Source organism: Scleromatobacter humisilvae (assembly GCF_023231945.1).
Classification (GTDB): Bacteria; Pseudomonadota; Gammaproteobacteria; order Burkholderiales; family Burkholderiaceae_C; genus Scleromatobacter; species Scleromatobacter humisilvae.
Window position 1 is genome coordinate 611,848 of record NZ_JAJLJH010000002.1, and the last position, 25,086, is coordinate 636,933.

Here is a 25,086-nt window from a genome sequence, read left to right on the forward strand (position 1 = left end):
GCGTCAGCCCGGAACCAGATAGATCGTGGCCAGCGGCGGAACGACCAGCATGATGGATTGCGCGCGCCCGTGCGACGCCACCGGCGTCACCGGCAGCACCGCCGACGCGTTGCCGACGTTGCCGCCGCCGTAGTGCGACGAGTCGGTGTTGAGCACCTCGCGCCAGCCGGTCGGGCCTTCGGGCACGCCCAGGCGCCAGCCGAACTGCGGCACCGGCGTCATGTTGCTGACGGCGATCATCATGTGGCCGTCGGCGTCGCGGCGCAGCCAGGCCAGCAGCGAATGCGTGGCCTCGGTCGATTCGAGCCAGTCGAAGCCGAAGCCGTCGCAGTCCTGGCGGTGCATCGCCGGCAGCTCGCGGTAGATGCGGTTCAGGTCGCGCACCAGCTGGCGCACGCCGGCGTTGCGGGCGTTGTTCAACAGGTGCCACGGCAGCTCGGCGTCGTGGTTCCATTCCGAGTCCTGCGCGAACTCCTGGCCCATGAACAGCAGCTTCTTGCCCGGGTGCGCCCACATGAAGCCGTAGTACGCGCGCAGGTTGGCGAAGCGCTGCCAGTCGTCGCCGGGCATCTTGCCGATCAGCGAGCCCTTGCCGTGCACCACCTCGTCGTGCGACAGCGGCAGCAGGAAGTTCTCGCTGAATGCGTAGACCAGGCCGAAAGTCAGCTTCTCGTGATGCCAGCGCCGCTGCACGTGCGGCTGGCGCATGTACTGCAGCGTGTCGTGCATCCAGCCCATGTTCCACTTGAAGTGGAAGCCCAGGCCGCCGGCGTAGGTCGGCTCGGTGACGTTGGGGAACGTCGTCGACTCCTCGGCCATCGTCACCGCGCCCGGCGCCTCCGCGCCCAGCACCTCGTTGATGTGCTTGAGCAGCGAGATCGCCTCGAGGTTCTCGCGGCCGCCGTAGCGGTTGGGCAGCCATTCGCCGGACGTGCGGCTGTAGTCGCGATAGATCATCGACGCGACCGCGTCCACGCGCAGGCCGTCGATGCCGTAGCGGTCGATCCAGTACAACGCGCTGCCGGCGAGGAAGTTGCGCACCTCGGGCCGGCCGAAGTTGTAGATGTAGGTGTTCCAGTCGCGGTGGAAGCCTTCGCGCGGATCCTCGTACTCGTACAGCGCAGTGCCGTCGAAGCGCGCGAGGCCGTGGGCGTCGACCGGGAAGTGCGCCGGCACCCAGTCGAGGATCACGCCGACGCCCTTCGCATGGCAGGCGTCGACGAAGCGCGCGAAGCCCTCGGGCGGCCCGAAGCGCGCGGTCGGCGCGAACATGCCCAGCGTCTGGTAGCCCCACGAGCCGTCGAACGGGAACTCGGTGATGGGCATCAGCTCCAGGTGCGTGAAGCCGAGGTCGGCGACGTAGTCGGGCAGCTCGGCGGCCAGTTCGTCCCAGGTCTTGAAGCCGCCGTGATGATGGCGCCGCCACGATCCCAGGTGCACCTCGTAGATCGAGAGCGGCGCGTGGCGGTCGTTCATGCCCGCGCGCGAGGCCGGCAGCGCGCGGCGCGGCGGCAGCGCGGCCACCACGCTCGCGCTGTCCGGCCGCAGCTGCGCGGCACGCGCGTAGGGATCGGCCTTGAGCGGCTGCAAGGTGTCGTCGGGGCCGACGAGCTCGTACTTGTAGCGATCGCCGACGACCAGGTGCGGGACGAACATCTCCCACACGCCCGAGCCGCCGCGCGCGCGCATCAGGTGGCGCCGGCCGTCCCAGTTGTTGAAGTCGCCGACCACGCTGACGCGGCGCGCGTTCGGCGCCCAGACGGCGAAGCGCACGCCGGCGACGGCGTGCTCGCCCTCGCCGAGGGTGGTCGGCAGCGCGCCCAGCACTTCGTAGGGCCGCACGTGCGTGCCCTCGGCGAGGAAGTGCAGGTCGTCGTCGGAGATCAGCGGCCCATAGGCGTAGGGATCGGCGTAGACGTCCTCCACGCCCGAATCCCAGCGCACGCGCAGGCGGTAGTCGAAGCGCTCGGCGCGATCGGGCAGCCGCCCTTCGAACAGGTCGGAGCCGGGGCGCCGCTCCAGCTTCGCGACGAAGGCGCCGGCCGCGTCGAGCACGTCGACCTCGACCGCGTGCGGCTCCATCGCGTGCACCCACAGCCGCCCCTGCGGGTCGGCGTGCATGCCCAGCACGGAGAAGGGATCGTGATGGCGCGCGCGGACGAGCGCGCTCAGGTCGTCATCGGAAATCATGACCACCCCTCGTCCGACGGGTACGTCGTCCACTCCCCCGAGGGGAGGCTGCGGGCTTGCTCGGGAGCGGCCCAGCGCGGCGCCCGCAGGGGATGAGCCTTGGCCTCACGGTCAACGCGCCTTGGGATCCGCCCACACGTGTTCGATGTACTCGGCGATCGTGCGGTCGGTGCTGAACGCGCCCATGCCGGCGATGTTGCGCAGCGCGCGCTCGGCCCACGCCGCCGGGTCGCGATAGAGCGCGTCGACCTGCTCCTGCGCGTGCACGTAGTCGGCGAAGTCGGCGAGCAGCATGTACGGATCGCGGTGCAGCAGCGGCTGCACGAGCGACCGGTAGCGATCGGGCTCGCCCCACGAGAACACCCCGCCGCCGATGGCGTCGAGGACTTGTTGAAGGGCAAAGTTTTCTTCCGCATAGAGACGCGGATCGTATCCCCAGCTCTTCATCTTCGCGACGGCATCCGTCCGCAGGCCGAACACGAACATGTTCTCGACGCCCATCGCCTCGGCCATCTCGATGTTGGCGCCGTCCCAGGTGCCTATCGTCAACGCGCCGTTCATCGCGAACTTCATGTTGCCGGTGCCCGAGGCCTCGGTGCCCGCGGTGGAGATCTGCTCGCTGAGGTCGGCCGCGGGCAGGATGACTTCCGCCAGGCTGACGCCGTAGTTCGGCAGGAACACCACCTTCAGCTTGTTGCCCACGCGCGGGTCGGCGTTGACGACGCGCGCGACGTCGTGGATCAGCTGGATCGTCAGCTTGGCCGCGTGGTACGCCGAGGCCGCCTTGCCCGCGAAGATCACCGTGCGCGGCACCCAGTCGGCGCCGGGGTTGGCGACGATCGCCTGGTAGCGCGCGACGACGTGCAGCACGTTGAGCAGCTGGCGCTTGTATTCGTGGATGCGCTTGATCTGGACGTCGAACAGGCTGTCCGGCGAGATCGTGACGCCGAAGTCGCGCCGCACGCGCTCGGCCAGGCGCTCCTTGTTGGCGCGCTTGGTCGCGAGGAATTCCTGGCCGATCTTCTTGCCGGCGGCTTTGGCGCCCAGCGCCTTCAGGCCGTGCAGGTCGGCGCGCCAGTCGGTGCCGATGTGGCGATCGAGCAGTTCGCACAGCTCCGGATTGGCCTGCATCAGCCAGCGCCGCGGGGTGACGCCGTTGGTGATGTTGAGGAAGCGCTGCGGCCACATCGCCGCGAAGTCGGCGAAGATCGTCTGCACCATCAGCTTCGAGTGCAGCGCCGACACGCCGTTGACCTTGTGCGACGCGACGATGGCCAGCGACGCCATGCGCACGCGCCGCTCGCCGTTCTCGTCGATCAGCGACATGCGCGCGATCAGGCCCGTGTCGCCCGGGAAACGCGCGCCGACCTCGTCGAGGAAGCGGCGGTTGATCTCGTAGATGATCTCGAGGTGGCGCGGCAGCAGCTCCTCGAACATGCGCACCGGCCAGGTCTCGAGCGCCTCGGGCATCAGCGTGTGGTTGGTGTAGCTGACCGCCTGCGTGGTCACGGCCCAGGCCTCTTCCCAGCCCATGCTGTAGACGTCCAGCAGCAGGCGCATCAGCTCCGCGGGCGCGAGCGCCGGGTGCGTGTCGTTCAGGTGGACGACGTTGTGGCGGCCGAAGGTGTCGATCTCGGCGTGCTCGCGCAGGTGGCGCGCGATCATGTCCTGCAGCGACGCGCTGCACAGGAAGAACTCCTGCTTCAGGCGCAGCTGGCGGCCGGCGGCGGTGGAGTCGTCCGGATACAGCACCCAGTTGAGCGTGTCGGCGGCCTCGTAGTGCTGGCCCGCGGCCATGTGCTCGCCGCGGCAGAACATCGCGAAGTCGATCGGGCGCGAGGGCTGCGCGTGCCACTGCCGCAGCGTGGAGACGCGTCCGGTGGCGTGGCCGGGCACGACGAAGTCGCAGGCCTGGGCGACGATCTCCTCGGCCGGCTTCCACGACCGGTGGCCGCCCGAGCTCTCGACGACGCCGCCGAACCCCACCGGGTATCGCAACTCGGCGCGCACGAACTCCCACGGGTTGCCGTGCCTGAGCCATTCGTCGGGCAGCTCGACCTGGCGGCCCTCCTGGATGGCCTGCGCGAACATGCCGTGCGCATACCGCAGGCCGTATCCGAAGGACGGCAGCTCCAGCGTCGCGAAGGAGTCGAGGAAGCAGGCGGCCAGGCGGCCGAGGCCGCCGTTGCCGAGCGCCGCGTCGGGCTCCTGTTCCAGCACCTCGCCGAGCGAGGCCGCGCCGGCGTGCGACTCGAGCGCGGCCTTCAGTGCGTCGTCCAGGCCCATCACCGAGACGGCGTTGCGCAGCGCGCGGCCCATCAGGAATTCCATCGACAGGTAGTGCACGCGGCGCACGCCGCGCGCGCGCTTCGCGTCGGCGGCCTGCGTCGCGGCCCAGCGGTCGGCCAACTCCGGGCGGCAGGCCACGATGGCCGCGCGCAGGCAGGCGTCGGGCGACGGCGCGTCGCTGCGTTGCGAGAGTTCGCGCTTCCAGGCGGTGGTGAATTCTTGGGTCAAGGCGGGGTCGGCTTGGTCGCCTGCGCGCACGGCCACGGGCTCGTGCGCCGGAGCGGCGACGGTTGTCTTGCTCATTACGGAAGATCCTTCTGGCGAAGCCGGACAGCACCGGTGTGACCCGGCCGTCCGACTGAACAGCGGCGAGTATCGCGGTTCGCGGCGTGTTTGTGTAGTTCTCCTACAGCGGGTTATCCCTGAGCCGAGGATAAATTGACGTTTTAGGAGGTAGAGAAACGAATGTACTTGAAGTAGTTACGCATTGTTCTGTCGACAAGTTGATTGTATATTCTCTACATTCCCAGCCGATGACCGGCCTTGCCGGCGGCGTGACTACCCCAAGAGACAAGCCGGCGGACGTGACGCACGATCCGCCCGAGGAGACAAGCAAAAGTGGCACACGTTCAGCTCGTGAAGGTGCAGAAGGCGTTCGGGGACATCCAGATCCTGCGTGACATCGACCTCGAGATCCGCGACGGCGAGTTCATGGTGTTCGTCGGGCCCTCGGGCAGCGGCAAGTCCACGCTGCTGCGCACCATCGCCGGCCTGGAGGACATCACCGGCGGCACGCTGTCCATCGGCGGCAAGGTCGTCAACGACATCCCGCCCGCGGAGCGCGGCATCGCGATGGTGTTCCAGTCGTACGCGCTGTACCCGCACATGAACCTGTACGACAACATGGCGTTCGGGTTGAAGATCGCCAAGGTCGACAAGGACGAAATCCACCGCCTGGTGCACCAGGCCGCCAAGATCCTCAACATCGACCACCTGCTCGATCGCAAGCCCAAGGCCCTGTCGGGCGGCCAGCGCCAGCGCGTGGCGATCGGACGCGCGATCGTGCGCAAACCCGAGGTGTTCCTGTTCGACGAGCCGCTGTCCAACCTCGATGCCGCGCTCCGCGTGCGCATGCGCTACGAGTTCGCCAAGCTGCACGAGGACCTGAAGACCACGATGATCTACGTCACGCACGACCAGGTCGAGGCGATGACGCTGGCCGACCGCATCGTCGTGCTGGCCGCCGGCCGCATCGAGCAGGTCGGCTCGCCGCTGGAGTTGTACGAGCATCCGGACAACCTCTTCGTCGCCGGCTTCATCGGCTCGCCCAAGATGAACTTCCTCGCGGCGACGGTCGTCTCCGCCGACGCGCACAACGCGCTGGTGCAGTTGGAGACGGGCGCGCAGATCCACTGCGACGTCGATGCCGCGCGCGCGAAGGCCGGCGACAAGGTCACGCTGGGCATTCGTCCTGAACACTTCGAGGCCGCGGCCGCGGGCCAGGCGGGCAACGTCATCGCCACGTCCGTCACCTTCGTCGAGTCGCTGGGCTCCACGACGCATGCGTACTGCGACTACCCGGGCGTCGCCGAGACGCTGGTGTGCGAACTCGATGGCGCCACGCGCCTGAAGAACGGCGCGGCGCTGGCGCTGGCCATTCCCGCCGCGCGCGCCTACCTGTTCGACGCCGACGGCCAGGCGTTCCGGCGCCACGTCGCCGAAGCGCAGCAAGAGGCCGCATGAGCCGACGCACCGCCTTGTGCCGCGTCGCGGCGTGCGCCGTCGCGAGCGCCCTGCTCGTCTCGTCCGTGGCCCGGGCCGCGGAGCCGCTCAAGTTGCTGGTCTGGATCAATCCGGACAAGGGCTACAACGGCTTGCAGAAGGTCGGCGACAAGTACCGCGCCGACACCGGCGTCGACGTCACGGTGCAGCACCCCGACGACGCGCCGTCGAAATTCCAGGCCGCTGCCGGCGCCGGCAAGGGGCCGGACATCTTCTGCTGGCCGCACGACCGCGCGGGCGAATGGGCCAAGTCGGGGCTGATCGTGCCGGTCAAGCCGCGCAAGGAACTGCAGGACGCGATCGAGGCGTCGGCGTGGCAGGCCTTCCAGTACCAGGGCCGCACCTGGGGGTATCCGCTGTCGATCGAGGCGATCGGGCTGATCTGGAACAAGGGCATGCTCAAGGAGGCGCCCAAGACATGGGACGAGGTCGTCGCAATCGACAAGGACCTGTCGGCCCACGGCAAGAAAGCCATCCTCTGGGACTACAACAAGAGCTTCTTCACCTGGCCGCTGCTGGCCGGCTCGGGCGGCACCATCTTCGCGAAGAAGCCCGACGGCAGCCTCGACACCGACTCGGTGGGCGTCAACGCCCCCGGCGCCGTGCAGGCCGCGACGATGCTGCAGAACCTGATCCGCACCGGCGTGCTGCCCAAGGGCGCGGGCTACTCCGAGATGGAGGGCGCGTTCAACCGCGGCGAGATCGCGATGATGATCTCGGGCCCGTGGGCGTGGGACAACGTCAGGAAGAGCCACATCGATTTCGGCGTCGCGCCCATTCCGTCGGTCAACGGCCACGAGCCCAAGCCCTTCGTCGGCGTGCTCGGCTGCATGATCGCCGCGCCCAGCAGGAACAAGGATCTCGCGCGCGACTTCCTCGAGAACTACGTGCTGACGCTCGACGGCCTGCGCACCATCAACGCCGACGTGCCGCTGGGCACGCCCGCCAACAAGGCCTACTTCGCCGAGTTGAAGAGCGACCCGCACATCGCCGCGACGATGGACAACGCGCGCCGCGGCGAGCCGGTGCCCAACATCCCCGAGGTCGGCAAGTTCTGGACGGCGATGGACGCCGCGATCGAAGCCATCACGAACATGCGCCAGTCGCCGCAGGACGCCCTCGACGGCGCCAAGGCGCGGATCCTCGTCAAATGAACGCCGCCATGAACTCCTTCGACTGGAAGCGCGCCGTGGGCGCCGGCGTGGCGGCGATCGTCGCGCTCGGCGGGCTGTGGCTCGTGTTCGCGATCCATGCCGCCGGCCAGCCCATGCTCGCGCTGGGCGCGCTGGCGCTGATCGCGGCCGGCCTCTACGTCTACGTGTCGCGCGCCGCGCTGGCGTGGCGCTACCTGTTCCCGGGCGTCGTCGGCATGCTGCTGTTCGTCGCGTTCCCCCTGGTCTACACGATGTGGATCGGCTTCACGAACTACTCGTCGACGCACCTGCTGAGCCAGGCGCGCGTCAGGGCCTACCTGCTCGAACAGACCGTGCCGGACGAGGAGCACTCGCTCGAGTTCACGCTGCATCCGGACGGCGACGGCCTGCGACTCGTTCTTGCGCCCTACGAGGCCGCGACAGGCGCGCAGCGCTTCGTGTCGGCGCCGCTGAAGCTGAAGGGCGACAAGGCCGAGACGGCGACGATGAGCGCCCTGCCCGCCGACCAGGCGCTCGCGCCGGCGCTGTCCACGCGCGACGTGCTGGCGCATCGCGACGCGCTGATGGCGCTCAAGCTCGCGATGCCCGACCAGCGCGTGCTGAGCTACGCCGGCGTGCACGAGTTCGGCCCGTCGGCCGCTGTCTGGCGCGCCAACCCGGACGAGTCGCTGACCCGCCTCGACGACAACAAGACCTACGCCCCGAACAACACCGAGGGCTTCTACATCGCCGCCGACGGCGATCGGCTGCAGCCCGGCTACAAGGTCGCGGTCGGCTTCGCGAACTACGCGCGCATGCTGGCCGACCAGGAGTTCCGCGGCCCGTTCGTCTCGATCTTCGTGTGGACAGTGGTGTTCGCCGCGCTGTCCGTCGCGCTGTCGCTGGGCGTGGGCTGCACGCTGGCCGTGCTGCTGAACTGGGAGGCGCTGCGCTTTCGCACGCTGTACCGCACGCTGCTGTTCCTGCCCTACGCGGTGCCGGGTTTCATCTCGATCCTCGTGTTCAAGGGCCTGTTCAACCAGAACTTCGGCGAGATCAACGGCATCCTCGCCGCCGTCTTCGGCATCAAGCCGGCCTGGTTCGCCGACCCGCTGCTGGCGCGCACGATGATGGTGGTCGTCAATACGTGGCTGGGGTATCCGTATTTCCTGGTGCTGTGCACCGGCCTGCTCAAGGCGATCCCGGTTGACCTCTACGAAGCCTCGGCCATCGCCGGCGCCAAGCCGCTGACGAACTTCTTCAAGATCACGGCGCCGCTGATCGTCAAGCCGCTGTCGCCGCTGATCATCTCGGCGTTCGCGTTCAACTTCAACAACTTCGTGCTGGTCTCGCTGCTGACCAACGGCCGGCCCGACTTCCTCAACACGAAGATTCCCGCGGGCACGACCGACATCCTCGTCTCGTACACCTACCGCATCGCCTTCCTCGACTCGGGCCAGAACTTCGGCCTCGCCGCGGCGATCTCGACGGTGATCTTCTTCCTCGTCGCGCTGCTGTCGTTCGCGAACCTGCGCGTCGCGGCGCGCAACGCCAGAAAGGGCTGACGCATGGCCATCGTCACCGGAAAGAACCAGCGCTGGCGCGTGCTGGGCGCGCACGCCTTCCTCATCATCCTGCTCGTCGTCACGCTGTTCCCGCTCGCGGCCGTGATCTCGATCTCGCTGCGTCCGGGCAACTTCGCCAACGGCTCGCTGATCCCGCGCGAGATCAGCCTCGAGCACTGGAAGCTGGCGCTCGGGTTCGACGTCGTGACCGCCGACGGCGTCGTCGTGCACCCGCCCTTCCCGGTGCTGCTGTGGCTGTGGAACTCGGTCAAGGTGGCGACCATCGCCTCCGCGTTGATCGTCGCGATCTCCACCACCGCGGCCTACGCGTTCGCGCGCCTGCGCTTCGCGTTCAAGATGCCCATCCTCAACAGCATGCTGCTGCTGCAGATGTTCCCGCCGGTGCTGGCGCTGGTCGCGATCTACGCGATCTTCGAGACCATCGGCAACTACATCCCCGCGCTGGGCCTCGAGACGCACGGCAGCCTGATCGTGGCCTACCTCGGCGGCGTCGCGACGCACGTCTGGACGATCCGCGGCTACTTCGAGACGATCCCGGTCGAGATCGAGGAATGCGCGAAGGTCGACGGCGCGAGCCACTTCCAGGCCTTCTTCCGCGTGCTGCTGCCGATGGCCGTGCCCATCCTGATGGTCGTGTTCGTGCTGGCCTTCGTCGGCACCATCATCGAATACCCGGTCGCGTCCATCCTGCTGCGCGAGGAGTCCAACCTCACGCTGGCCGTCGGCTCGAAGTACTACCTGGCCGACCAGAAATACCTGTGGGGCGACTTCGCCGCGGCGGCCGTGTTGTCGGGCCTGCCGATCACGGTCGTCTTCCTCGCGGCGCAGCGCTGGATCGTGTCGGGGCTCACCGCCGGAGGCGTCAAGGAATGAACCGCCAGCCGCTCGTCACCTGCCTGGCGAGCGCGCTGTGCGCCTTCGCCGTGTCGCCAGCCATCGCACAGAGGGTCGACTACGCGAACAGCTTCGACCAGGCGCTGGCCGGCGTGTTCGAGGCGCGCGAAAAGGACTGGCGCGACGGCGCGGTCGTCTACCAGGTCTATGTCGACCGCTTCGCGCCGTCGGCCAACCTCGACGCCAAGCGCGCGCTCTATCCGGCGCCGAAGAGGCTGCATGCGTGGACGGACCTGCCCACGCACGGCGTCTACCTGCCCGAGGCCAAGGTCTGGAGCCACGAGATCGATTTCTGGGGCGGCGACCTGCAGAGCCTGCGCGGCAAGCTGGACTACATCCAGGGCCTCGGTGCCGACGTCCTGTACCTGAACCCGATCGACCTCGCCTACACCAACCACAAGTACGACACGCTGGACTACCGCGCCGTCTCGCCCGAATACGGCACGCGCGACGACGCCCGCGCCCTCGCGCGTGACGTGCACGCGCGAGGCATGAAGATCATGCTGGACGGCGTCTTCAACCACATGGGCCGCAACTCGCCGATCTTCAGGCAGGCCGAGGCCGATCCGCACAGCAAGTACCGCGACTGGTTCGTGTTCGGCCCGCAATACGCCGGCGGCGCACGCGCCTGGGCGCTGGCCGAGAACCTGCCCGAGCTCAACCTCGAGAACCCCGCCGTGCGCGACGACCTGTTCAACGGCCACGACTCCATCGTGCGCGGCTGGCTGCGCGACGGCATGGACGGCTGGCGCCTCGACGTCGCGTTCGACATCGGCTTCAAGGTTCTCGGCGAGCTGACGCAGGCCGCGCACGACGAGAAGCCCGGTTCGCTGGTCGTCGGCGAGATCGCCAACTTCCCCAAGGAGTGGTATCCGTCGGTCGACGGCCTCATCCACTTCACGCTGCGCCAGGTGATCCTGGGCGTGGCCGGCGGCCGCATCGACGCGGCCACCGGCCAGCAGATGATCGCGCGCATCGTGCAGGACGCCGATTACGAGCACATCCTGAAGTCCTGGGTCTATCTCGACAACCACGACACCGTGCGCCTCGCCACCGCCCTGCCCGACCCGGCGCAGCGCCGCCTCGCGCAGGTGCTGCAGTTCACGCTGCCCGGCTCGCCCAATCTCTATTACGGCACCGAGCTGGACATGCCCGGCGGCGACGATCCCGAGATGCGCGCGCCCATGCGCTGGGATCTCGTCAAGGCCGACAACCCGGTGCTGAACTGGAACAAGCGGCTGGTCGCGCTGCACAAGGACAACCGCGCGCTGCGCGTCGGCAACTACCGGGCGATCACCGCTTCGAAGCTCATCGGCTTCGAGCGCTACACCGACCGCGCGGCCGACACCGTCGTCGTCCTGCTCAATCCATCGGACATGCCCGTCACCGACACCGTGCTCGTCGCCAATTCCAAGCTGATGGACGGCACGCGCATGGTCAACCTGCTGGCCGACAAGGCCGATCCGGCCGCACTCGCCGACACGCGGCTGTTCGCCGCGCTGATGCACCTGACGCTGCCCGCGCACGGCTTCGCCGTCCTCAAGCCCGACGTGGCACCGCCCGGCGGCTACACCAACTACAAGCGCGTTCAATGAAGTCCCACCGTCTCGCCGCCAGCGCGCTCCTGCTCGCCGCGGCCACGCAGGCCTTCGCGGCCGATTGCCACCCCGACCCGCTCCCCGGCCGCAGCATCTACCTGCGCGGCAGCTTCAACGACTGGCGCGCCGACGACGAGACGGCGCTGAGCTACGTCTGCGACCACTACGAACTCGTCGCCAGGCTGAGCGGCGCGCAGAGCTTCAAGGTCGGCGACGAGGACTGGGACTTCGACTTCGGCGCGCCCGGCGACATCACGTTGAACTCCGGTGTTCCCGTCGCGCTCGCGGCCAAGGGGCAGGCGCTCAAGGCGACCTTCAACGGCGTCGCGCGCATCTCGCTCACGCCCGGGCCGGCGCCCACGCTGACGGTGACCGACCTGCCCGCCGACACGCCGTTGCCCCCGCCCGCGGCGTCCACCGTCACCGATCCGGTGGCGCTGAGCCTGGCCTTCGATTCGCAGGACGTTGCCGACAAGTCGCCGTACGGCGCGGTCGTGGTCGGCACCGAGGTCACGTTCTCGCTGAGCGCGCTGCCGGGCGTCGACGCGGTGACGCTGGTCGTCGAGAAGCGCAGGCTCGAGGGCAACTACGACGTCCTCGACTACAGCGAGCTCGCGCGCGTCCCGCTCGCGCGCGCACCCGCGGGCGCCGACGGGCGCGAGCGCTGGAGCGGCCGCTACAGGTTCGACGCCGCGGCCGTCTACGGCTACTGGTTCGAGGCCAAGATCGGCGGCAGGACGGTGCTCTTCGAGAACAACCCGACGCCGGTCTACTGGACCCGCGAGCGCGGCGCCGGCGGCGCGGGCGTGGTCGCGGAGATGCCGTCGAACGCGAAGCGCATCCGCCGCTATCGCCAGACCGTCTACACACCCTACACGGTACCGGCCTGGGCCAGCGACGCCGTCTACTACTACATCTTTCCCGAGCGCTTCCGCAACGGCGACCGGCGCAACGACCCGAGGCCCGGCGTCGACAGGTTCCACGACAAGACCGTCGAATTCCACGAGCACTGGAACGACAAGCCCTGGCGTCCCGGCAGCGGCGACGGCAGCGACGACCAGTGGAGCAACGACTTCTTCGGCGGCGACATCGCCGGCATCATCCAGAAGCTGGACTACATCCGGAGCGTCGGCGCCAACACGCTCTACATCACGCCGATGTTCACCGCGGCCAGCAACCACAAGTACGACACCGCCGACTGGAAGCACATCGACCCGCACTTCGGGACGAACGCCGACTTCGAGCGCCTGTGCCGCGAGGCCGCGAAGCGCGGCATCCGCGTGCTGCCCGACGCCTCGCTGAACCACAGCGGCGCCGACTCGATCTACTTCGACCGCTACGGCACGCGCGGCGGCCAGGGTGCGTTCGAAGGCGGCCGGATCAACGCGGCGTCGCCATACGCCAGCTGGTATACGTTCGACGCGACGCAGGCCGAGCCCGACAAGCAGTTCAAGGGCTGGGTCGGCGTCGCCGACCTGCCCGAGCTGAACAAGGCCGACCCGTCGTATCGCGCGTTCGCGTACGGTGCGCCCGACTCGGTGACGCGCACCTGGCTCAACGCCGGCGCGTCCGGCTGGCGCATGGACGTCGCGCCGTGGGTGCCCGACGACTTCTGGCGCGAGTGGCGCGCGGTGGTCAAGCAGACGAAGCCGGACGCGCTGACCGTGTCCGAGACCTGGTTCGACGCGTCCAAGTTCTTCCTCGGCGACGAGTTCGACTCGACGATGAACTACATCTTCCGCGACGCCGTGCTGGACTACGCCAACGGCGGCGACGCGCGCAGGATGGTGGCCAACCTCGAGGAGATCCGCGAGGCCTATCCGCCGCAGACCTTCGCGGCGCTGATGAACCTGCTGTCGACGCACGACTCGGCGCGCTCGCTGCACGTGCTCGGCGACGTCGACGGCAAGGCGACGCCCGCCGAGGTCGCGCTCGCCAAGCAGAAGCTGCGGCTGGCCGTCTTCTTCCAGATGACCTACCCCGGCTCGCCGGCGATCTTCTACGGCGACGAGGTGGGCGTCACCGGCGGCCCCGATCCGATGAACCGCGGCACCTATCCCTGGGCCGATCGCGGCGGCCATCCGGACAACGCGCTGCTGGCCGACTTCAGGCGCCTGACGAAGCTGCGCCACGACCTGCCGGTGCTGCGCCACGGCCAGCTGATGGCGCCGCTGCATGTCGACGAGCATGTCGTGGTGCTGGCGCGCCGCGACGCGAACACGGTGGCCATCACCGCGACCAACAACGGCGATGCCGCGCGGACGCTGACCGTGCCCGTGCCCCGCGGCGCGAGCCCGTTCCCGTGGACGGACGCGCTGAGCCACGTGCCGGCGCAGGTCGACATCGCCGCGCGCACGCTGACCATCGTCGTGCCCGCCCGCTCGGGCGTGGTGCTGCTCGCGCGCGCCAGCCATGTCCCGAAGCGCGCCGACGCCGCCATGCGAGACTCGCAGCCATGAACTGGGACGACGGCAACGGGCTCTTCTTCAACCCGGCGCCCACCATCAGCAGCGTGCCGCTGCCGGGCGGCTTCGACGTGGTGGTGATCGACGACGTGCTGCTCGATCCCGCGGGGCTCGTCGAACGCGCCCGCCAATGCAACTTCGGGGCACCACGCCACTTCTTCTACCCCGGGTTGATCGCCGCCGCGCCGTCCGGCCTGGCGGCCCGTTTCGCGGACTTCTTCGCGCAGCGCGCGCGCACGCGGCTGCAGGCCCGCCGCACGCTCAGCCACGACGTGCGGCTGTCGATGGTGACGACCCCGCCCGCGCAACTGGATCCACGCCAGTGGCAATGCCATCGCGACGAGGTCAGCCGCGATCCGACGATCATGTTCGCGGCATCGGTGCTCTACCTGTTCCGCGACCCCGCGCTCGGCGGCACCAGCTTCTATGTGCCGCGCCAGTCCGAGGCCGCCACCGACCGCATCCTGAACGACAGCGCCACGCTGGGCGCGGAGCAGTTCGCGGCCCGCTACGGACTGGCGCCCGGCTACATGAACGGCAGCAACGCCTATTTCGAGTGCGTCGCACGCGTGCCGGCGGCATGGAACCGGATGATCCTGTACGACGCCGGCTTCTTCCATTCCGGCGACATCGGCCGCCCCGACCTGCTGACGAGCGACCCCGCCACCGCGCGGCTGACGGCGAACGGCTTCTTCACCTGCCGGCGCCAGGCGCGCTGACGCTGCCAGGGGATTGCGGCAGCCGATCGCCGGCGTTGCAATCGACGCGGTGTCCGGTTTCGGTTCGCGATCGCGTCCGGTCGGGACCAGCCTCCTCGATTGCCGCCCATGACGATCCCCGCGTCCGACCTGTCGCTCCTGAGCGAATTGCTCGATGCCGCGCTCGAACTCGATCCGGCCGAGCTCGAGCCGTGGCTGTCCGCGCTGCCGCCGGCCCGGCGTCACCTGGCGCCGCGCCTGCGCGACATGCTCGCCGAGGCGCGGTCGACCCGGGGCGGCGCGTTCCTGCGCCACAGCCCGCAGCTGGAGGCCGCGGACGAGGCCGTGGCTCATCCCGGCGACCGCGTCGGGCCCTACCGCCTGCTGCGCGAAATCGGGCGCGGCGGCATGGGCAGCGTGTGGCTGGCCGAACGCGCCGACGGCAGCTTCCAGCGGCAGGTGGCAATCAAGCTGCCGCGGCTGTCGTGGGGCGCCGGACTGGCCGAGCGCATGGCCCGCGAACGCGAGATCGGCGCCCGCCTGGAGCATCCCGCCATCGCGCGGCTGTACGACGCCGGCGTCGACGAGCGCGGTCGCCCCTTCCTGGCGCTGGAGTACATCGACGGCCAGCCCGTCGACACGTGGTGCGAGGCCCACGACCTGCCGGTGCGGGCCCGGCTGCGCCTGTTCGCGCAGATCGCGCGAGCGGTTTCGTACGCGCACGGACGGCTCGTCGTGCACCGCGACCTGAAGCCGTCGAACGTGCTGGTCAGCACCGACGGCCAGGCCCACCTGCTGGACTTCGGCATCGCCAAGCTGCTGCAGGAGGCCACCGGCAACGCGCCGGGGCTGACCCAGGAACAGGGCCGCGTCCTCACGCCGCAATACGCCTCGCCCGAGCAGATCGCCGGCGACGCCGTCACCGTCCAGTCGGATGTGTACTCGCTCGGCGTGCTGTTGTACGAGCTGCTGACGGGCCAGCTGCCGCACGCGCCGCGGCGCCCCACGCTCGGCGCCGTGGAGGACGCGATCCTCGAAGGCGATGCGCGCCCGGCCAGCAGCCGCACCAGCGACAAGGCGGTGGCACGCGCGCTGCGCGGCGAGGTGGACGCCATCCTGGACAAGGCGATGCAGCGCGATCCGGCGCGGCGCTATCCGACCGTGGATGCCTTGACCCAGGACATCGAGCGCCACCTCAACGGCGAGACCGTGCTCGCCCGGCCTGCCGGCCCGATCTATCGCTGGCGCAAGGCGGCACGCCGGCATTGGGTCGTGCTGACGGCGGCGTCCGCCGTGACGGCGGCGGTGCTGAGTGGCAGCGGCGTGGCCCTGGTGCAGGCCCAGCGCGCCAACGCCGAGGCCGAGCGCGCGCGGCTGGTCAACGAGTTCGTCGTCGAGATGTTCAACACGCACGCCGGCAGCGAAGGCTCGCTGGCGCAGATCCCCGCACAGGCCCTGCTCGAACGCGGGGCGCGCCAGATCGACAGCAAGTTCGCCGGGCAGCCGCTGCTGCAGGCCCAGCTATACGGCGTCGTGAGCCAGATGTACTTCAACCTGTCCGCGTTCGAGATGGCGGTGGACTTCGGCACGCGCCAGGTCGAGGCGCTGTCGTCGGCCGGCGAACGCGGGCGGCCGCTGGCGGTCGCCACGTTGTCGCTGGGCGAGAGCCTGATCGACCTGTGGCGCTGGGGCGATGCCGAGGTGCGGCTGCGGCGCGCGATCGCGCTGGCGGCCGACGACCCCGAACTCCTCGTGCGCGCCCACGCCCAGCTGGCGTTCGTGCTCGCCGCCGGCCAGGGTCGCGTCGACGCCGGCGGCAAGGAGCTCGATGCGGCCGAGGCGCTGATGGCGCACCATGCGGTGCCCGCGCTGGCCCGCGCCAATGCCCTGTTCGTCCGCGGCTTGTGGCTGTCCGACGGCAAGGGCCAGATCGACAAGTCGATCCCGCTGTTCGACGAGGCCATCCGGCTGGCGCTCGAGGCCGAAGGGCCGACGTCCCGCACGGCGATGCACGCGCGCACGACGCTCGGGGCGCAACTGACCTTCGCCTACCGCTCGGAGCAGGCCAAGCCCTATGTCGACGCCGCGCTGGCCGCGATGCGCAGCGTGGGCGGCCCGGACGACGCGCGCGCCGCAGTCGAGGAATCGCGCTTCGCCAGCTGGATGTACACCTTCGACGGCGCGCGGCGCTTCGCGGACGTCGTCGCAACCGTCGCGCGCGACCGCGCCGCGCTGCAATCCCGCTCATGGACCGTGCCGCCACACGTTCTCGCCGAGATGGACCTGCACCTGGGCCTCGCCTACATGCGCTGGGGCGACTACGTGCGAGGCCGGGTGCTGATGACGCGTGCCTTCCCGATCTGCATGGAACACGCGGAACGAGGACTCGCCCGCAACATGTGCCTCGGCCATGCCGTCGTCGCCGCGACCTGGGCCGGCGCCTCCGCGGAGGCCGACGAGATCAGCAACAGGATCCTGTCCGAGAACAGGGCGCTGTACACGGGCAACGATCTCGCGTGGGCCTACGAGCAGCGCGCCATCGCCCTGATGCACGAGCGGCGCTACGACGAAGCGCAGGCGGTGCTCGACGCGTTCGATGCCCTGCCCGGCGTCACACCGCCTCGCGACGACGGAGCGGCGACACAAGATCACGATCGGGACGAGGCCCGGCTCGTCGTCGCGCTGGAACGCGGCCGCTTCGACGACGTCCTGAACCTGACCGAACGCCGCCACCTGAAGGCCGACCAGCGCTACGACGACGAGGCGTTCGTCGCCCGCGCCTCGGCGCTGTGCGGCAGGAGTCGGTTCGACGAGGGCCTGGCCTTGTTCGCCCAGTCGCTGCCCCGGCTGGCGCGCGACCGCAGCGACGCCAACCCGCGGGTGGCCTACTGGCGCGCCCGCATGGGCCTGTGCGCGCTCGCCGCGGGCCACGCGCGCCTCGCGCGCGTGGCGTCGGCGATGGCCAGCGCCGCGATCGCGGGGCAGACCGCCATCAGCGCGCACCTGCGGGCGCCGGTCGCGCAGCTGAAGGCCCGGATTGCGGGCGAGAAGCCGGCCTCGCCCTGAACGCCGACGCGCAGCGCGCGCCGACCGCTCACTGGCAATCGTCGACGCCCACGTGGCCGGTCTGCTGCTGCACCTTGCAGCGCGCGGAGTTGCGCGCCTGGTCGGTCATCAGCGAGGCCTTGGCACGCGCCTCGTCGCGCTTGGCCTGGTCGGTGAACTTGGCGGCGTTGTCCTGGTCGAGCGCCAGGTTCGGCGCATTCGATGGACGCTGCAGCGTCGTGACGCGGTCGTCGCCCACGTGCAGGTTGGTCCAGAACGTCGTCTTCGCGCCGCTGGGCCACACGGCCGTGACCTCCGGCGTCCGGACGGCGCCCGTCTGCGGATCGCCGCTGTAGCGCCGCTCCTGCGGCGCCACGCCGATGGCCTGGCCGCCTTCGTACAGCGTCGCGCCGGCAGGCTGGGTTTCATAGGTCAGTATCGCGACGCCGGGGCCGCTCGCACAACCGGCCAGCGAGAGCAGGATCAACACGGCGGCACGCGCAGTGAGACGAGGCAACATGGGGGAACTCTCCTTGATGTGTCCGGCCGCGGATCAGGCCGCGACCTTCGTGACCGGTTCTGCCGGGCAGAACTGCGCGACGAACTGGTTGTGCGTGGGCATGAGCTTGACGCAATTGGCGATCACGCTCTCGACCTCCTCGATGTAGGTCTGGATCTCCGGCTCCGCGATGAGGTCGGTCAGCGGGTGATACGTGCGGGGGTGGACGCGCTGGCCGTGCATCACCTGCACCCAGCTCGGCTTGGCGAACAGCTCGTCTCCCATGCGCAGGACGCGGCCGCTGGCCCGGAACAGGTCCATGCGCTCCTGCAGCGAATCCGGCACCGTCATCTCGCGGCAATGGTTCCAGAACGGCGTGTCGTCGCGCTCGGTGGCCTTGAAGTGCAGGATGATGAAATCGCGGATCCACTCGTACTCCTGCTGGATGGTGCGGTTGTACTGGTCGCGGTCGGCCGCATCGAAGCCGGACGACGGAAAGTAGGTCAGCAGGTGCGCGATGCCCATCTGCACGAGGTGGATGCTGGTCGATTCCAGCGGTTCGAGGAAGCCCGAGGCCAGGCCGATCGAGACGACGTTGCGGTTCCAGGCCTGCTTGCGGCGCCCGGCCTTGAAGCGCAACGGACGCGGCTCGCCGAGCGGCTCGCCGTCGAGGCCGGCCAGCAGCAGGCGGATCGCCTCGTCGTCGCTCATGAAGCCGCTCGAATAGACATGCCCGTTGCCGATGCGGTGCTGCAGCGCGATGCGCCACTGCCATCCCGCCGGGCGCGCCGTCGCCCGCGTGTAGGGCGTGAGCTCGGGCACCGGCTTGCAGGGGACGGCGACCGCGCGGTCGCAGGGCAGCCAGTGCGACCAGTCCTCGAAGCCGGTCTTGAGCGCGCCCTCGATCAGCAGCGCGCGGAAGCCCGAGCAGTCGATGAACAGGTCGCCCGCGATCTTGCGACCGGACTGCAAGGTGACGGACGCCACGTGGCCGTCGCCCTCGCGCAGCTCGACATCGGTGATCCGGCCCTCGACGCGCTCGACGCCGCGCGCCTCGGCATACCGCCTGAGGTATCGCGCGTAGAGGCTGGCGTCGAAGTGGAACGCGTACGCGATCTGCGACAGCGGGGACTTCGGCATGTCCGCCCGCGGACGCATGAACTTGCCCTGCAGGCAGGCCGCGGTGTTGATCGCATAGTGCTCCAGGCGCTTCGCCTTGCCCGCCATGTATTGCTTGAGCCAGTACTGGTGGAAGTCGACCGTCCAGTTGTCCTGCCCGATCACGCCAAAGCCGTGGATGTAGCGATCGCCGATTCGGCCCCAGTCGACGAACTCGATGCCCAGCTTGAACGTGGCCTGGGTCTCGCGCATGAACTCGTTCTCGTCGATCTCGAGCATGCGGTTGAACAGCGAGATCATCGGGATCGTCGATTCGCCCACGCCCACGGTGCCGATCTCGTCGGACTCGACCAGCGTGATGCGGTACCTGCCCTTGAGCACCTTGGAGAACGCCGCAGCCGTCATCCAGCCCGACGTCCCGCCGCCGACGATCACGATGTCGAGCGGATCTGCTTGGCTCACTTCACTCATCGAAAGCCTCTCATGAAACGAAGAAACCCTTGCGTGACGTCGTCGCGCAAGGGTTCGGGTCGGACGTCGTTCAGGCGTCGACTTTACGCCAGCGCCGGACGTCCGTAAGCGGCCTCAGAGCTTGTAGGACACGCGCAGGTCGATCGACGCGCCGGTCTCGTTCTGCTGGTTGACCGTGTGGTCGGCCTTGTACTCCGTGTACTTGGGCTTGTTGAGGTTGTTGCCCTCGACACGGAAGCCCAGGCCCTTGAGCCAGCCCGACTGGAACTCGTAGCCCATCTGCGCGGAGATCCACTTCTGCGACGCGATGTTGATCAGCGTCGGATAGCCGCCGACCGTGGTGTTGGCCACAGGACCGATGTACGCGGAACGGTAGGTGTCCGAGACGAAGGCGCTGAAGCCCCACTTCTCGAAGTACAGCTCGATCTTCTCGTTGATGTGCGACAGGCCGGGCAGGCCGATGGTGCCGCCGGTGCCGGGGATGGTCTGGGTGGGATTCAGGCCGATGACGTTGGGCTGGCGGATCGAGCTCGTCGTGTTCGAATAGCTCAGCGAGGTACCGAAGCCGTCGGCATAGCGCGTCAGCAGGTTGAACGGCAGCGATGCCGACAACTCGATGCCCTTGACGTTGCCGCCGTGGCCGTTGACGGCCTCCGTGTACGGACCGATCCAGCCGTTCTTGAAGCCGACGGGAATCGACGTCTGGCCGACGGCGGCAGCCGCACTCTGCAAGTCGACGATCGCCGACTGCTGCGTGATGTAGGTGTCGAGCTTCTTGAAGAAGACGGCGCCCGCGAAGTACGCACGATTGGCGAAGTACTTCTCGTACGACAGGTCGAGCGCCTTGGCCTTGAAGGGCTTGAGGTACGGGTTGCCCGAGGAGGACGTCTCGATGTTGTTCGTCGTGTCGCCGCCGACGGCATACGAGTTGCGCAGGTCCGTCATGTCCGGCCGCGCGATCTGCTCGCTGGCGCCGAAGCGCAGCGTGTTGCCGTTGCCCAGGTCGCCGACGAGGTTCAGCGAAGGCAGGTAGTCGGTGTAGCGCGTGCCTGCGGTCGAGAGCCCGGCGGCCGGGTTGGTCAGGGTGACGTCGGGCCCGGCGTTCGCGCGGAAGCCCTGCGAGTGCTGGTTGGTGTAGACAACCTGGAGGCCGACGTTCCCGCGCACCGGGATCTGGCCGACCTGGCTGTCGATGTCGAGCTTGCCGTAGCCGGTGGTCACGTTCTCGGTGACGTTCCAGCTCTTGGACAGGATGTCGTTGTTGAACTTCTGCTGCAGGCGGGCGCCGGGCCAGAGATCGGCCGTCGGATTGAAGCTGAGCAGATCCAGGCCGGTGCCGCCCACGTTGGGGACGACATAGGAGCCCGACGGGAACGGGATGGTGCCGGTGCCGTCGGGCGTGTCGGCGACGATCAGCGCCTCGACCGCGGTGCGATTCTTCGAGCGCTCGCTCCAGTTGGCGCCGAACTGCAGGTCGCTGAACCAGGAGTTGCCGGCCAGGTCGTGCGTGAAGTCCAGGCGCACGGCGGAGAGCTTGTCGATGGTCGTCGGGCCCTTGTCGTAGCCGTCCTGCGGAACGCCCGTGATGCCGCTCCAGCCGCTCTGGTCGCGGATGACGATGGTGCCGGGAGACGTGTAGCTGGTGGGCGCGAGCACGCTGAGGTGCGGCACCACGCCACCGACCGGCAGCGTGAAGCTGACGTCGTCGGCCTGCGTGATGCCGGCGTACGCCTCGATGTCGCGCTCGATGCGGCGGGCCTTGTTCTGGTTGACGTCCAGGCTCGCGCGCCAGGTGTCGTTGATCTTCAGGTCGCTGCGCCAGCCGAGCGACTGCAGCGTGTCGTCGTCGAACACGTTCTCGGTGTAGTCGATCAGGCCGCCGGGGTTGGCGCCGAGGTGATAGGTGCCCGAGGTGATCTGCTTCGTCGCCGAATCGACCGTCGCGTCGTAGACGTCGCCGGGCAGCGGCGCCTTGATCGTCGTGTGGTGCGTGTCGGTGTTGATCTGCGCGTGGTAGATGTCGAGCTCGGTCTTGAAGCGGTCGTTCGGCCTGAACTCGAGGATCGCGGCCGTGCCGGTGCGCTTGTCGGTGTACTTCTCCGAGTCGAAGCCCATGCCGCCGCCGAACGGCAGGTTGGTGCCGGTCTGGCACGTCGGGGCAACGCAAGTGGACGACTCGTCGCCCGCGGCGTGTGCGTTGATGTTCGTGCTGGCCCAGCTCGTCACGCCCAGTTGCGTGCTGCTGCCGTCCGAGCGCACGAACCCGATCGCCAGGCCGATCTTGCGGTCTGCGAACTGGTCGATGTAGGTGATGCTCTCGCGGTTGTTGTCGCCGTGGGGCTTGAGGCCGATGCTCGGGTGTCCCTTCTGCCCCGAGACCGCGATGACGCGGTCGGGGAATGCAAGCGGGTCGACCAGCTTGTTGTCGATGGTGCCCGCCAGGCCGGCCGTGACCACGCTGGCATCGCTGGTCTTGTAGACCGTCGCGCCGGCGAGCAGTTCGGCGGGATAGACGCTCAGGTCCACCGTGCGGCTGTCGCCGGTGGAGGTCTGCTCGCGGCCGTTCAGCAGGTAGCCATTGAAATCGGCGCTGAGGCCGCGGATGTTGACGTTGGTGGCGACGCCGTTGCGGTCGCGCTGCGCGGTGACACCGGGCAAGTGCGCCAGCGATTCGGCCACGGTCGTGTCGGGCAGCTTGCCGATGTCCTCGGCCGAGATCGCTTCCACGATCTGGTCGGAGTTCTTCTTGACCGAGATGGCCGCCTCGATGCCGCGGCGGATGCCGGTGACGACGACCTGCTGCTCGCCCGGGGGCGCCTTGCCGCCGACCATCGGCGTTACGGCCCCCGGCTCGGAAGCCGGTGCCGTCGCGGACGCCGCAGGAGCCGGAGATGGCGCGGCTTGCGCGTATGCCGCTCCGGTGGCCGCCAGCGCCCAGAAGGCGCCCGCCGTGGCTTGACCTGCGAATGCCATGGTCGGCTTGAGCTTGAAAGCAGCAGCCGAACGCTTGCCCGTTGAGTTTTTCACCAGCTTGTCTCCTAAGTTCTGCGGACGGTCGCCAGGTGCGCCATCCGGTCGATACGAAGTGTTTGTAGTCAAACGACCCCCCTTCGCTGAAGGCCAAAAATCGGATGTATTAAAACTAGATCATCTGATTCTCGACAGAAGTTTACTGATCTTTTACGCGTTTGCAAGGGTGATTCGCCTGCTAAACGCGCCATTTCGGCGCCCGCGACACGGGTAGAAACACGGGGGTCGCACCGCATTGATGCATAGTCCTGCTGGTTCCCCCCAGGACGCAGATGTAGCTCAATTACTTATCGTGCTGGAGTTTTGTAGCCAACCGACATGGGCAGCGGCCTCGCATCTCGAATGGAACCGCTTCCGTTCGCCGCGAAAACCGCCCGCGCAGGCCCGACAATCAGCGCATGAACGCGGAAAGCACCCAAGACGTGAAAGACAGCCCCTGGTCACCGGCCTCCGCCTCGGAGCCGCGACTGCTCGCCGACATCGGCGCCACCTACGCGCGCTTCTGCGTCGAGGACTCGCCGGGCCACTTCAACCACGTGGTCGTGTTCCCGTGCGCCGACTTCGCCGGTTTCGCCGATGTCGTCCAGGCCTACCTGCGCGGCCTCGAGGGGCCGCCGCCGCGCCACGCGGCCATCGCCATCGCCAATCCGATCAACGGCGACGCGGTGCAGATGACCAACCGCGACTGGGCGTTCTCGATCGAACGCGTGCGCCAGCAGCTCGGACTGGCCACGCTGCTGGTGGTCAACAACTTCACCGCGCTGGCGATGGCGCTGCCCGGCCTGCAGCCGGGCCAGCGCGTGCAGGTCGGCGGCGGCGAGGCGCAACCCGACGGCGCGATCGCGCTGCTCGGCCCGGGCACGGGCATGGGCGTGTCGGGCCTCATCCCGGCCGAGGATCGCTGGTCGACGCTCGCCACCGAAGGCGGCCACGTCAGCTTCGCCCCCAACGACGAGCGCGAGCTGAAGGTGCTGCAGCACGCGTGGAAGCACCTGCCGCACGTGTCGGCCGAGCGGCTGATCTCGGGCCCCGGCATCGAGCTGATCCACGAGGCGCTCACCGCCGGCACCGCGCAGGGCGGCCAGCGCCTGACCACCGCCGAGATCGTGCGGCGCGCGGTCGCCAGGACCGACCCGGCCAGCGTCGACGCCATCGACTGCTTCTGCGGCATGCTGGGCAGCTTCGCGTCCAACCTCGCGCTGACGCTGGGCGCCACCGGCGGCGTCTACATCGGCGGCGGCATCGTGCCGCGCCTGGGCGAGCTGTTCGAGCGCTCGCAGTTCCGCGCCCGCTTCGAGGCCAAGGGCCGCTTCTCGTCCTGGCTCGCGCGCATCCCCACGTATGTATTGACGGCCGACAACCCGGCCTTCCGCGGCCTGTCGCTTCTGCTGGCCGAGCACGTGCCCGACCCGAGCTCGCACAGCCCGCTGCTCGATCGCGTGCGCCAGTCGCGCGACTCGCTGACGCCGGCCGAGCGGCGCGTCGCCGATGTCGTGCTGGGCAACCCGCGCTCGCTGCTGAACGACGCCATCGCCATCATCGCGGCCCAGGCCGAGGTCAGCCAGCCCACCGTGATCCGCTTCTGCCGCTCGCTCGGCTTCGAGGGCCTGGCCGACTTCAAGCTCAAGCTCGCCTCCGGCCTGACCGGCACGATCCCGGTGCTGCGCAGCCAGGTGCGGCGCGGCGAGCCGACGGCCGACCTGAGCGCCAAGGTGCTGGACAACACGATCTCGGCGATCGTGCACTTCCGCGAGTCGCTGAACTCCGCGGCCATCGACCGCGCGATCACCCTGCTGCGCGGTGCACGCCGCGTCGAGATCTTCGCCTGCGGCAACTCCGCCGTCGTCGCGCTGGACGCCCAGCACAAGCTGCTGCGCTTCCGCATCCCGGCGATCTCGCAGACCGACACGTCGCTGCAAGGCCTGGCGGCCGAGATGCTGGCGCCGGGCGACGTGGCCGTCTTCATCTCGAGCTCGGGCCAGACCGCCGAACTCGTGCGCGCTGCCGGCATCGCGATCGAGCGCGGCGCCAGCGTGATCGCGATCACCGCCAGCCAGTCCCGCCTCGCGCGCCTGGCCACGGTGTGCATCGGCCTGGACCATGCCGAGGACAGCTCGACGTTCCTGTCGATGGTCGCGCGCATCCTGCAGCTGCTGGTGATCGACATCATGTCGACCGGCCTGGCGGTGCAGCGCGAGCAGAACCCGACGCGCGCGGACGCGGGCATCGACACGCAGAACCGCAACGCGCCCGCGCCGGGCGTGCGGATCTCGCACCTGAACTGAGG

Annotated in this window: 14 protein-coding genes; 9 read left to right on the forward strand and 5 right to left on the reverse strand. The window is 68.9% G+C overall.

The annotated features are described in order from the left end of the window. Nucleotides 1-3 precede the first annotated feature (3 nt). Both glgB and LPC04_RS12085 read right to left on the reverse strand, forming a co-directional pair. Nucleotides 4-2,190: a 1,4-alpha-glucan branching protein GlgB gene (glgB, locus tag LPC04_RS12080; RefSeq protein WP_275682472.1), complete on the reverse strand. Its 2,187-nt coding sequence runs from the start codon at nucleotides 2,188-2,190 to the stop codon at nucleotides 4-6. Nucleotides 2,191-2,301: 111 nt separating this feature from the next. Next, complete coding sequence (locus LPC04_RS12085; RefSeq protein ID WP_275682473.1) at nucleotides 2,302-4,782, reverse strand: glycogen/starch/alpha-glucan phosphorylase; 2,481 nt, start codon at nucleotides 4,780-4,782, stop codon at nucleotides 2,302-2,304. A 315-nt stretch (nucleotides 4,783-5,097) separates the two neighbouring features. Between LPC04_RS12085 and LPC04_RS12090 the strand changes: the two genes are divergently transcribed. The 8 genes from LPC04_RS12090 (at nucleotide 5,098) to LPC04_RS12125 (ending at nucleotide 17,701) form a co-directional block, all read left to right on the forward strand. After that, a complete protein-coding gene (locus LPC04_RS12090) occupies nucleotides 5,098-6,222 on the forward strand; it encodes an ABC transporter ATP-binding protein (RefSeq protein WP_275682474.1) in 1,125 nt (374 codons plus the stop codon). Beyond that, complete coding sequence (gene malE / locus LPC04_RS12095; RefSeq protein WP_275682475.1) at nucleotides 6,219-7,415, forward strand: maltose/maltodextrin ABC transporter substrate-binding protein MalE; 1,197 nt, start codon at nucleotides 6,219-6,221, stop codon at nucleotides 7,413-7,415. The genes LPC04_RS12090 and malE overlap by 4 nt, the downstream gene beginning before the upstream one ends. Beyond that, a complete protein-coding gene (gene malF / locus LPC04_RS12100; protein WP_275682476.1) occupies nucleotides 7,412-8,959 on the forward strand; it encodes a maltose ABC transporter permease MalF in 1,548 nt (515 codons plus the stop codon). Before malE ends, malF begins: the two co-directional genes overlap by 4 nt. A gap of 3 nt (nucleotides 8,960-8,962) precedes the next feature. After that, the gene (gene malG / locus LPC04_RS12105) at nucleotides 8,963-9,853 is read left to right on the forward strand and encodes a maltose ABC transporter permease MalG (protein ID WP_275682477.1); all 891 of its coding nucleotides are present in this window, start codon (nucleotides 8,963-8,965) and stop codon (nucleotides 9,851-9,853) included. Continuing rightward, a complete protein-coding gene (locus tag LPC04_RS12110; protein WP_275682478.1) occupies nucleotides 9,850-11,469 on the forward strand; it encodes an alpha-amylase family glycosyl hydrolase in 1,620 nt (539 codons plus the stop codon). Before malG ends, LPC04_RS12110 begins: the two co-directional genes overlap by 4 nt. After that, nucleotides 11,466-13,931, forward strand: a complete 2,466-nt coding sequence (locus tag LPC04_RS12115) for a glycoside hydrolase family 13 protein (protein ID WP_275682479.1) — start codon at nucleotides 11,466-11,468, stop codon at nucleotides 13,929-13,931. The genes LPC04_RS12110 and LPC04_RS12115 overlap by 4 nt, the downstream gene beginning before the upstream one ends. Continuing rightward, nucleotides 13,928-14,656 (forward strand): DUF6445 family protein, encoded by a 729-nt coding sequence (locus LPC04_RS12120; protein WP_275682480.1) that lies wholly within the window; start codon nucleotides 13,928-13,930, stop codon nucleotides 14,654-14,656. The genes LPC04_RS12115 and LPC04_RS12120 overlap by 4 nt, the downstream gene beginning before the upstream one ends. A gap of 108 nt (nucleotides 14,657-14,764) precedes the next feature. After that, a complete protein-coding gene (locus LPC04_RS12125) occupies nucleotides 14,765-17,701 on the forward strand; it encodes a serine/threonine-protein kinase (protein WP_275682481.1) in 2,937 nt (978 codons plus the stop codon). Between the two features lie 28 nt (nucleotides 17,702-17,729). On the opposite strand, the gene LPC04_RS12130 is transcribed toward LPC04_RS12125, so the two are convergent. From LPC04_RS12130 to LPC04_RS12140, 3 genes are all read right to left on the reverse strand, one after another. Beyond that, nucleotides 17,730-18,200: a hypothetical protein gene (locus LPC04_RS12130; protein ID WP_275682482.1), complete on the reverse strand. Its 471-nt coding sequence runs from the start codon at nucleotides 18,198-18,200 to the stop codon at nucleotides 17,730-17,732. A 33-nt stretch (nucleotides 18,201-18,233) separates the two neighbouring features. Further along, nucleotides 18,234-19,769: a tryptophan halogenase family protein gene (locus tag LPC04_RS12135; protein ID WP_275682483.1), complete on the reverse strand. Its 1,536-nt coding sequence runs from the start codon at nucleotides 19,767-19,769 to the stop codon at nucleotides 18,234-18,236. A gap of 114 nt (nucleotides 19,770-19,883) precedes the next feature. After that, entirely contained in the window at nucleotides 19,884-22,796 is a 2,913-nt protein-coding gene (locus LPC04_RS12140; protein WP_275682484.1) for a TonB-dependent receptor, read from the reverse strand. 425 nt (nucleotides 22,797-23,221) lie between these two features. On the opposite strand from LPC04_RS12140, the gene LPC04_RS12145 reads away from it, so the two are divergent. After that, nucleotides 23,222-25,084 (forward strand): glucokinase, encoded by a 1,863-nt coding sequence (locus LPC04_RS12145; RefSeq protein ID WP_275682485.1) that lies wholly within the window; start codon nucleotides 23,222-23,224, stop codon nucleotides 25,082-25,084. The last annotated feature ends 2 nt before the right edge of the window (nucleotides 25,085-25,086 follow it).

Coding starts and splice junctions, on each gene's coding strand:
- glgB (WP_275682472.1), bottom strand. CDS start 2,190: ATGATTTCCGATGACGACCTGAGCGCGCTCGTCCGCGCGCGCCATCAC.
- LPC04_RS12085 (WP_275682473.1), bottom strand. CDS start 4,782: ATGAGCAAGACAACCGTCGCCGCTCCGGCGCACGAGCCCGTGGCCGTG.
- malE (WP_275682475.1), top strand. CDS start 6,219: ATGAGCCGACGCACCGCCTTGTGCCGCGTCGCGGCGTGCGCCGTCGCG.
- malF (WP_275682476.1), top strand. CDS start 7,412: ATGAACGCCGCCATGAACTCCTTCGACTGGAAGCGCGCCGTGGGCGCC.
- malG (WP_275682477.1), top strand. CDS start 8,963: ATGGCCATCGTCACCGGAAAGAACCAGCGCTGGCGCGTGCTGGGCGCG.
- LPC04_RS12110 (WP_275682478.1), top strand. CDS start 9,850: ATGAACCGCCAGCCGCTCGTCACCTGCCTGGCGAGCGCGCTGTGCGCC.
- LPC04_RS12115 (WP_275682479.1), top strand. CDS start 11,466: ATGAAGTCCCACCGTCTCGCCGCCAGCGCGCTCCTGCTCGCCGCGGCC.
- LPC04_RS12120 (WP_275682480.1), top strand. CDS start 13,928: ATGAACTGGGACGACGGCAACGGGCTCTTCTTCAACCCGGCGCCCACC.
- LPC04_RS12125 (WP_275682481.1), top strand. CDS start 14,765: ATGACGATCCCCGCGTCCGACCTGTCGCTCCTGAGCGAATTGCTCGAT.
- LPC04_RS12130 (WP_275682482.1), bottom strand. CDS start 18,200: ATGTTGCCTCGTCTCACTGCGCGTGCCGCCGTGTTGATCCTGCTCTCG.
- LPC04_RS12135 (WP_275682483.1), bottom strand. CDS start 19,769: ATGAGTGAAGTGAGCCAAGCAGATCCGCTCGACATCGTGATCGTCGGC.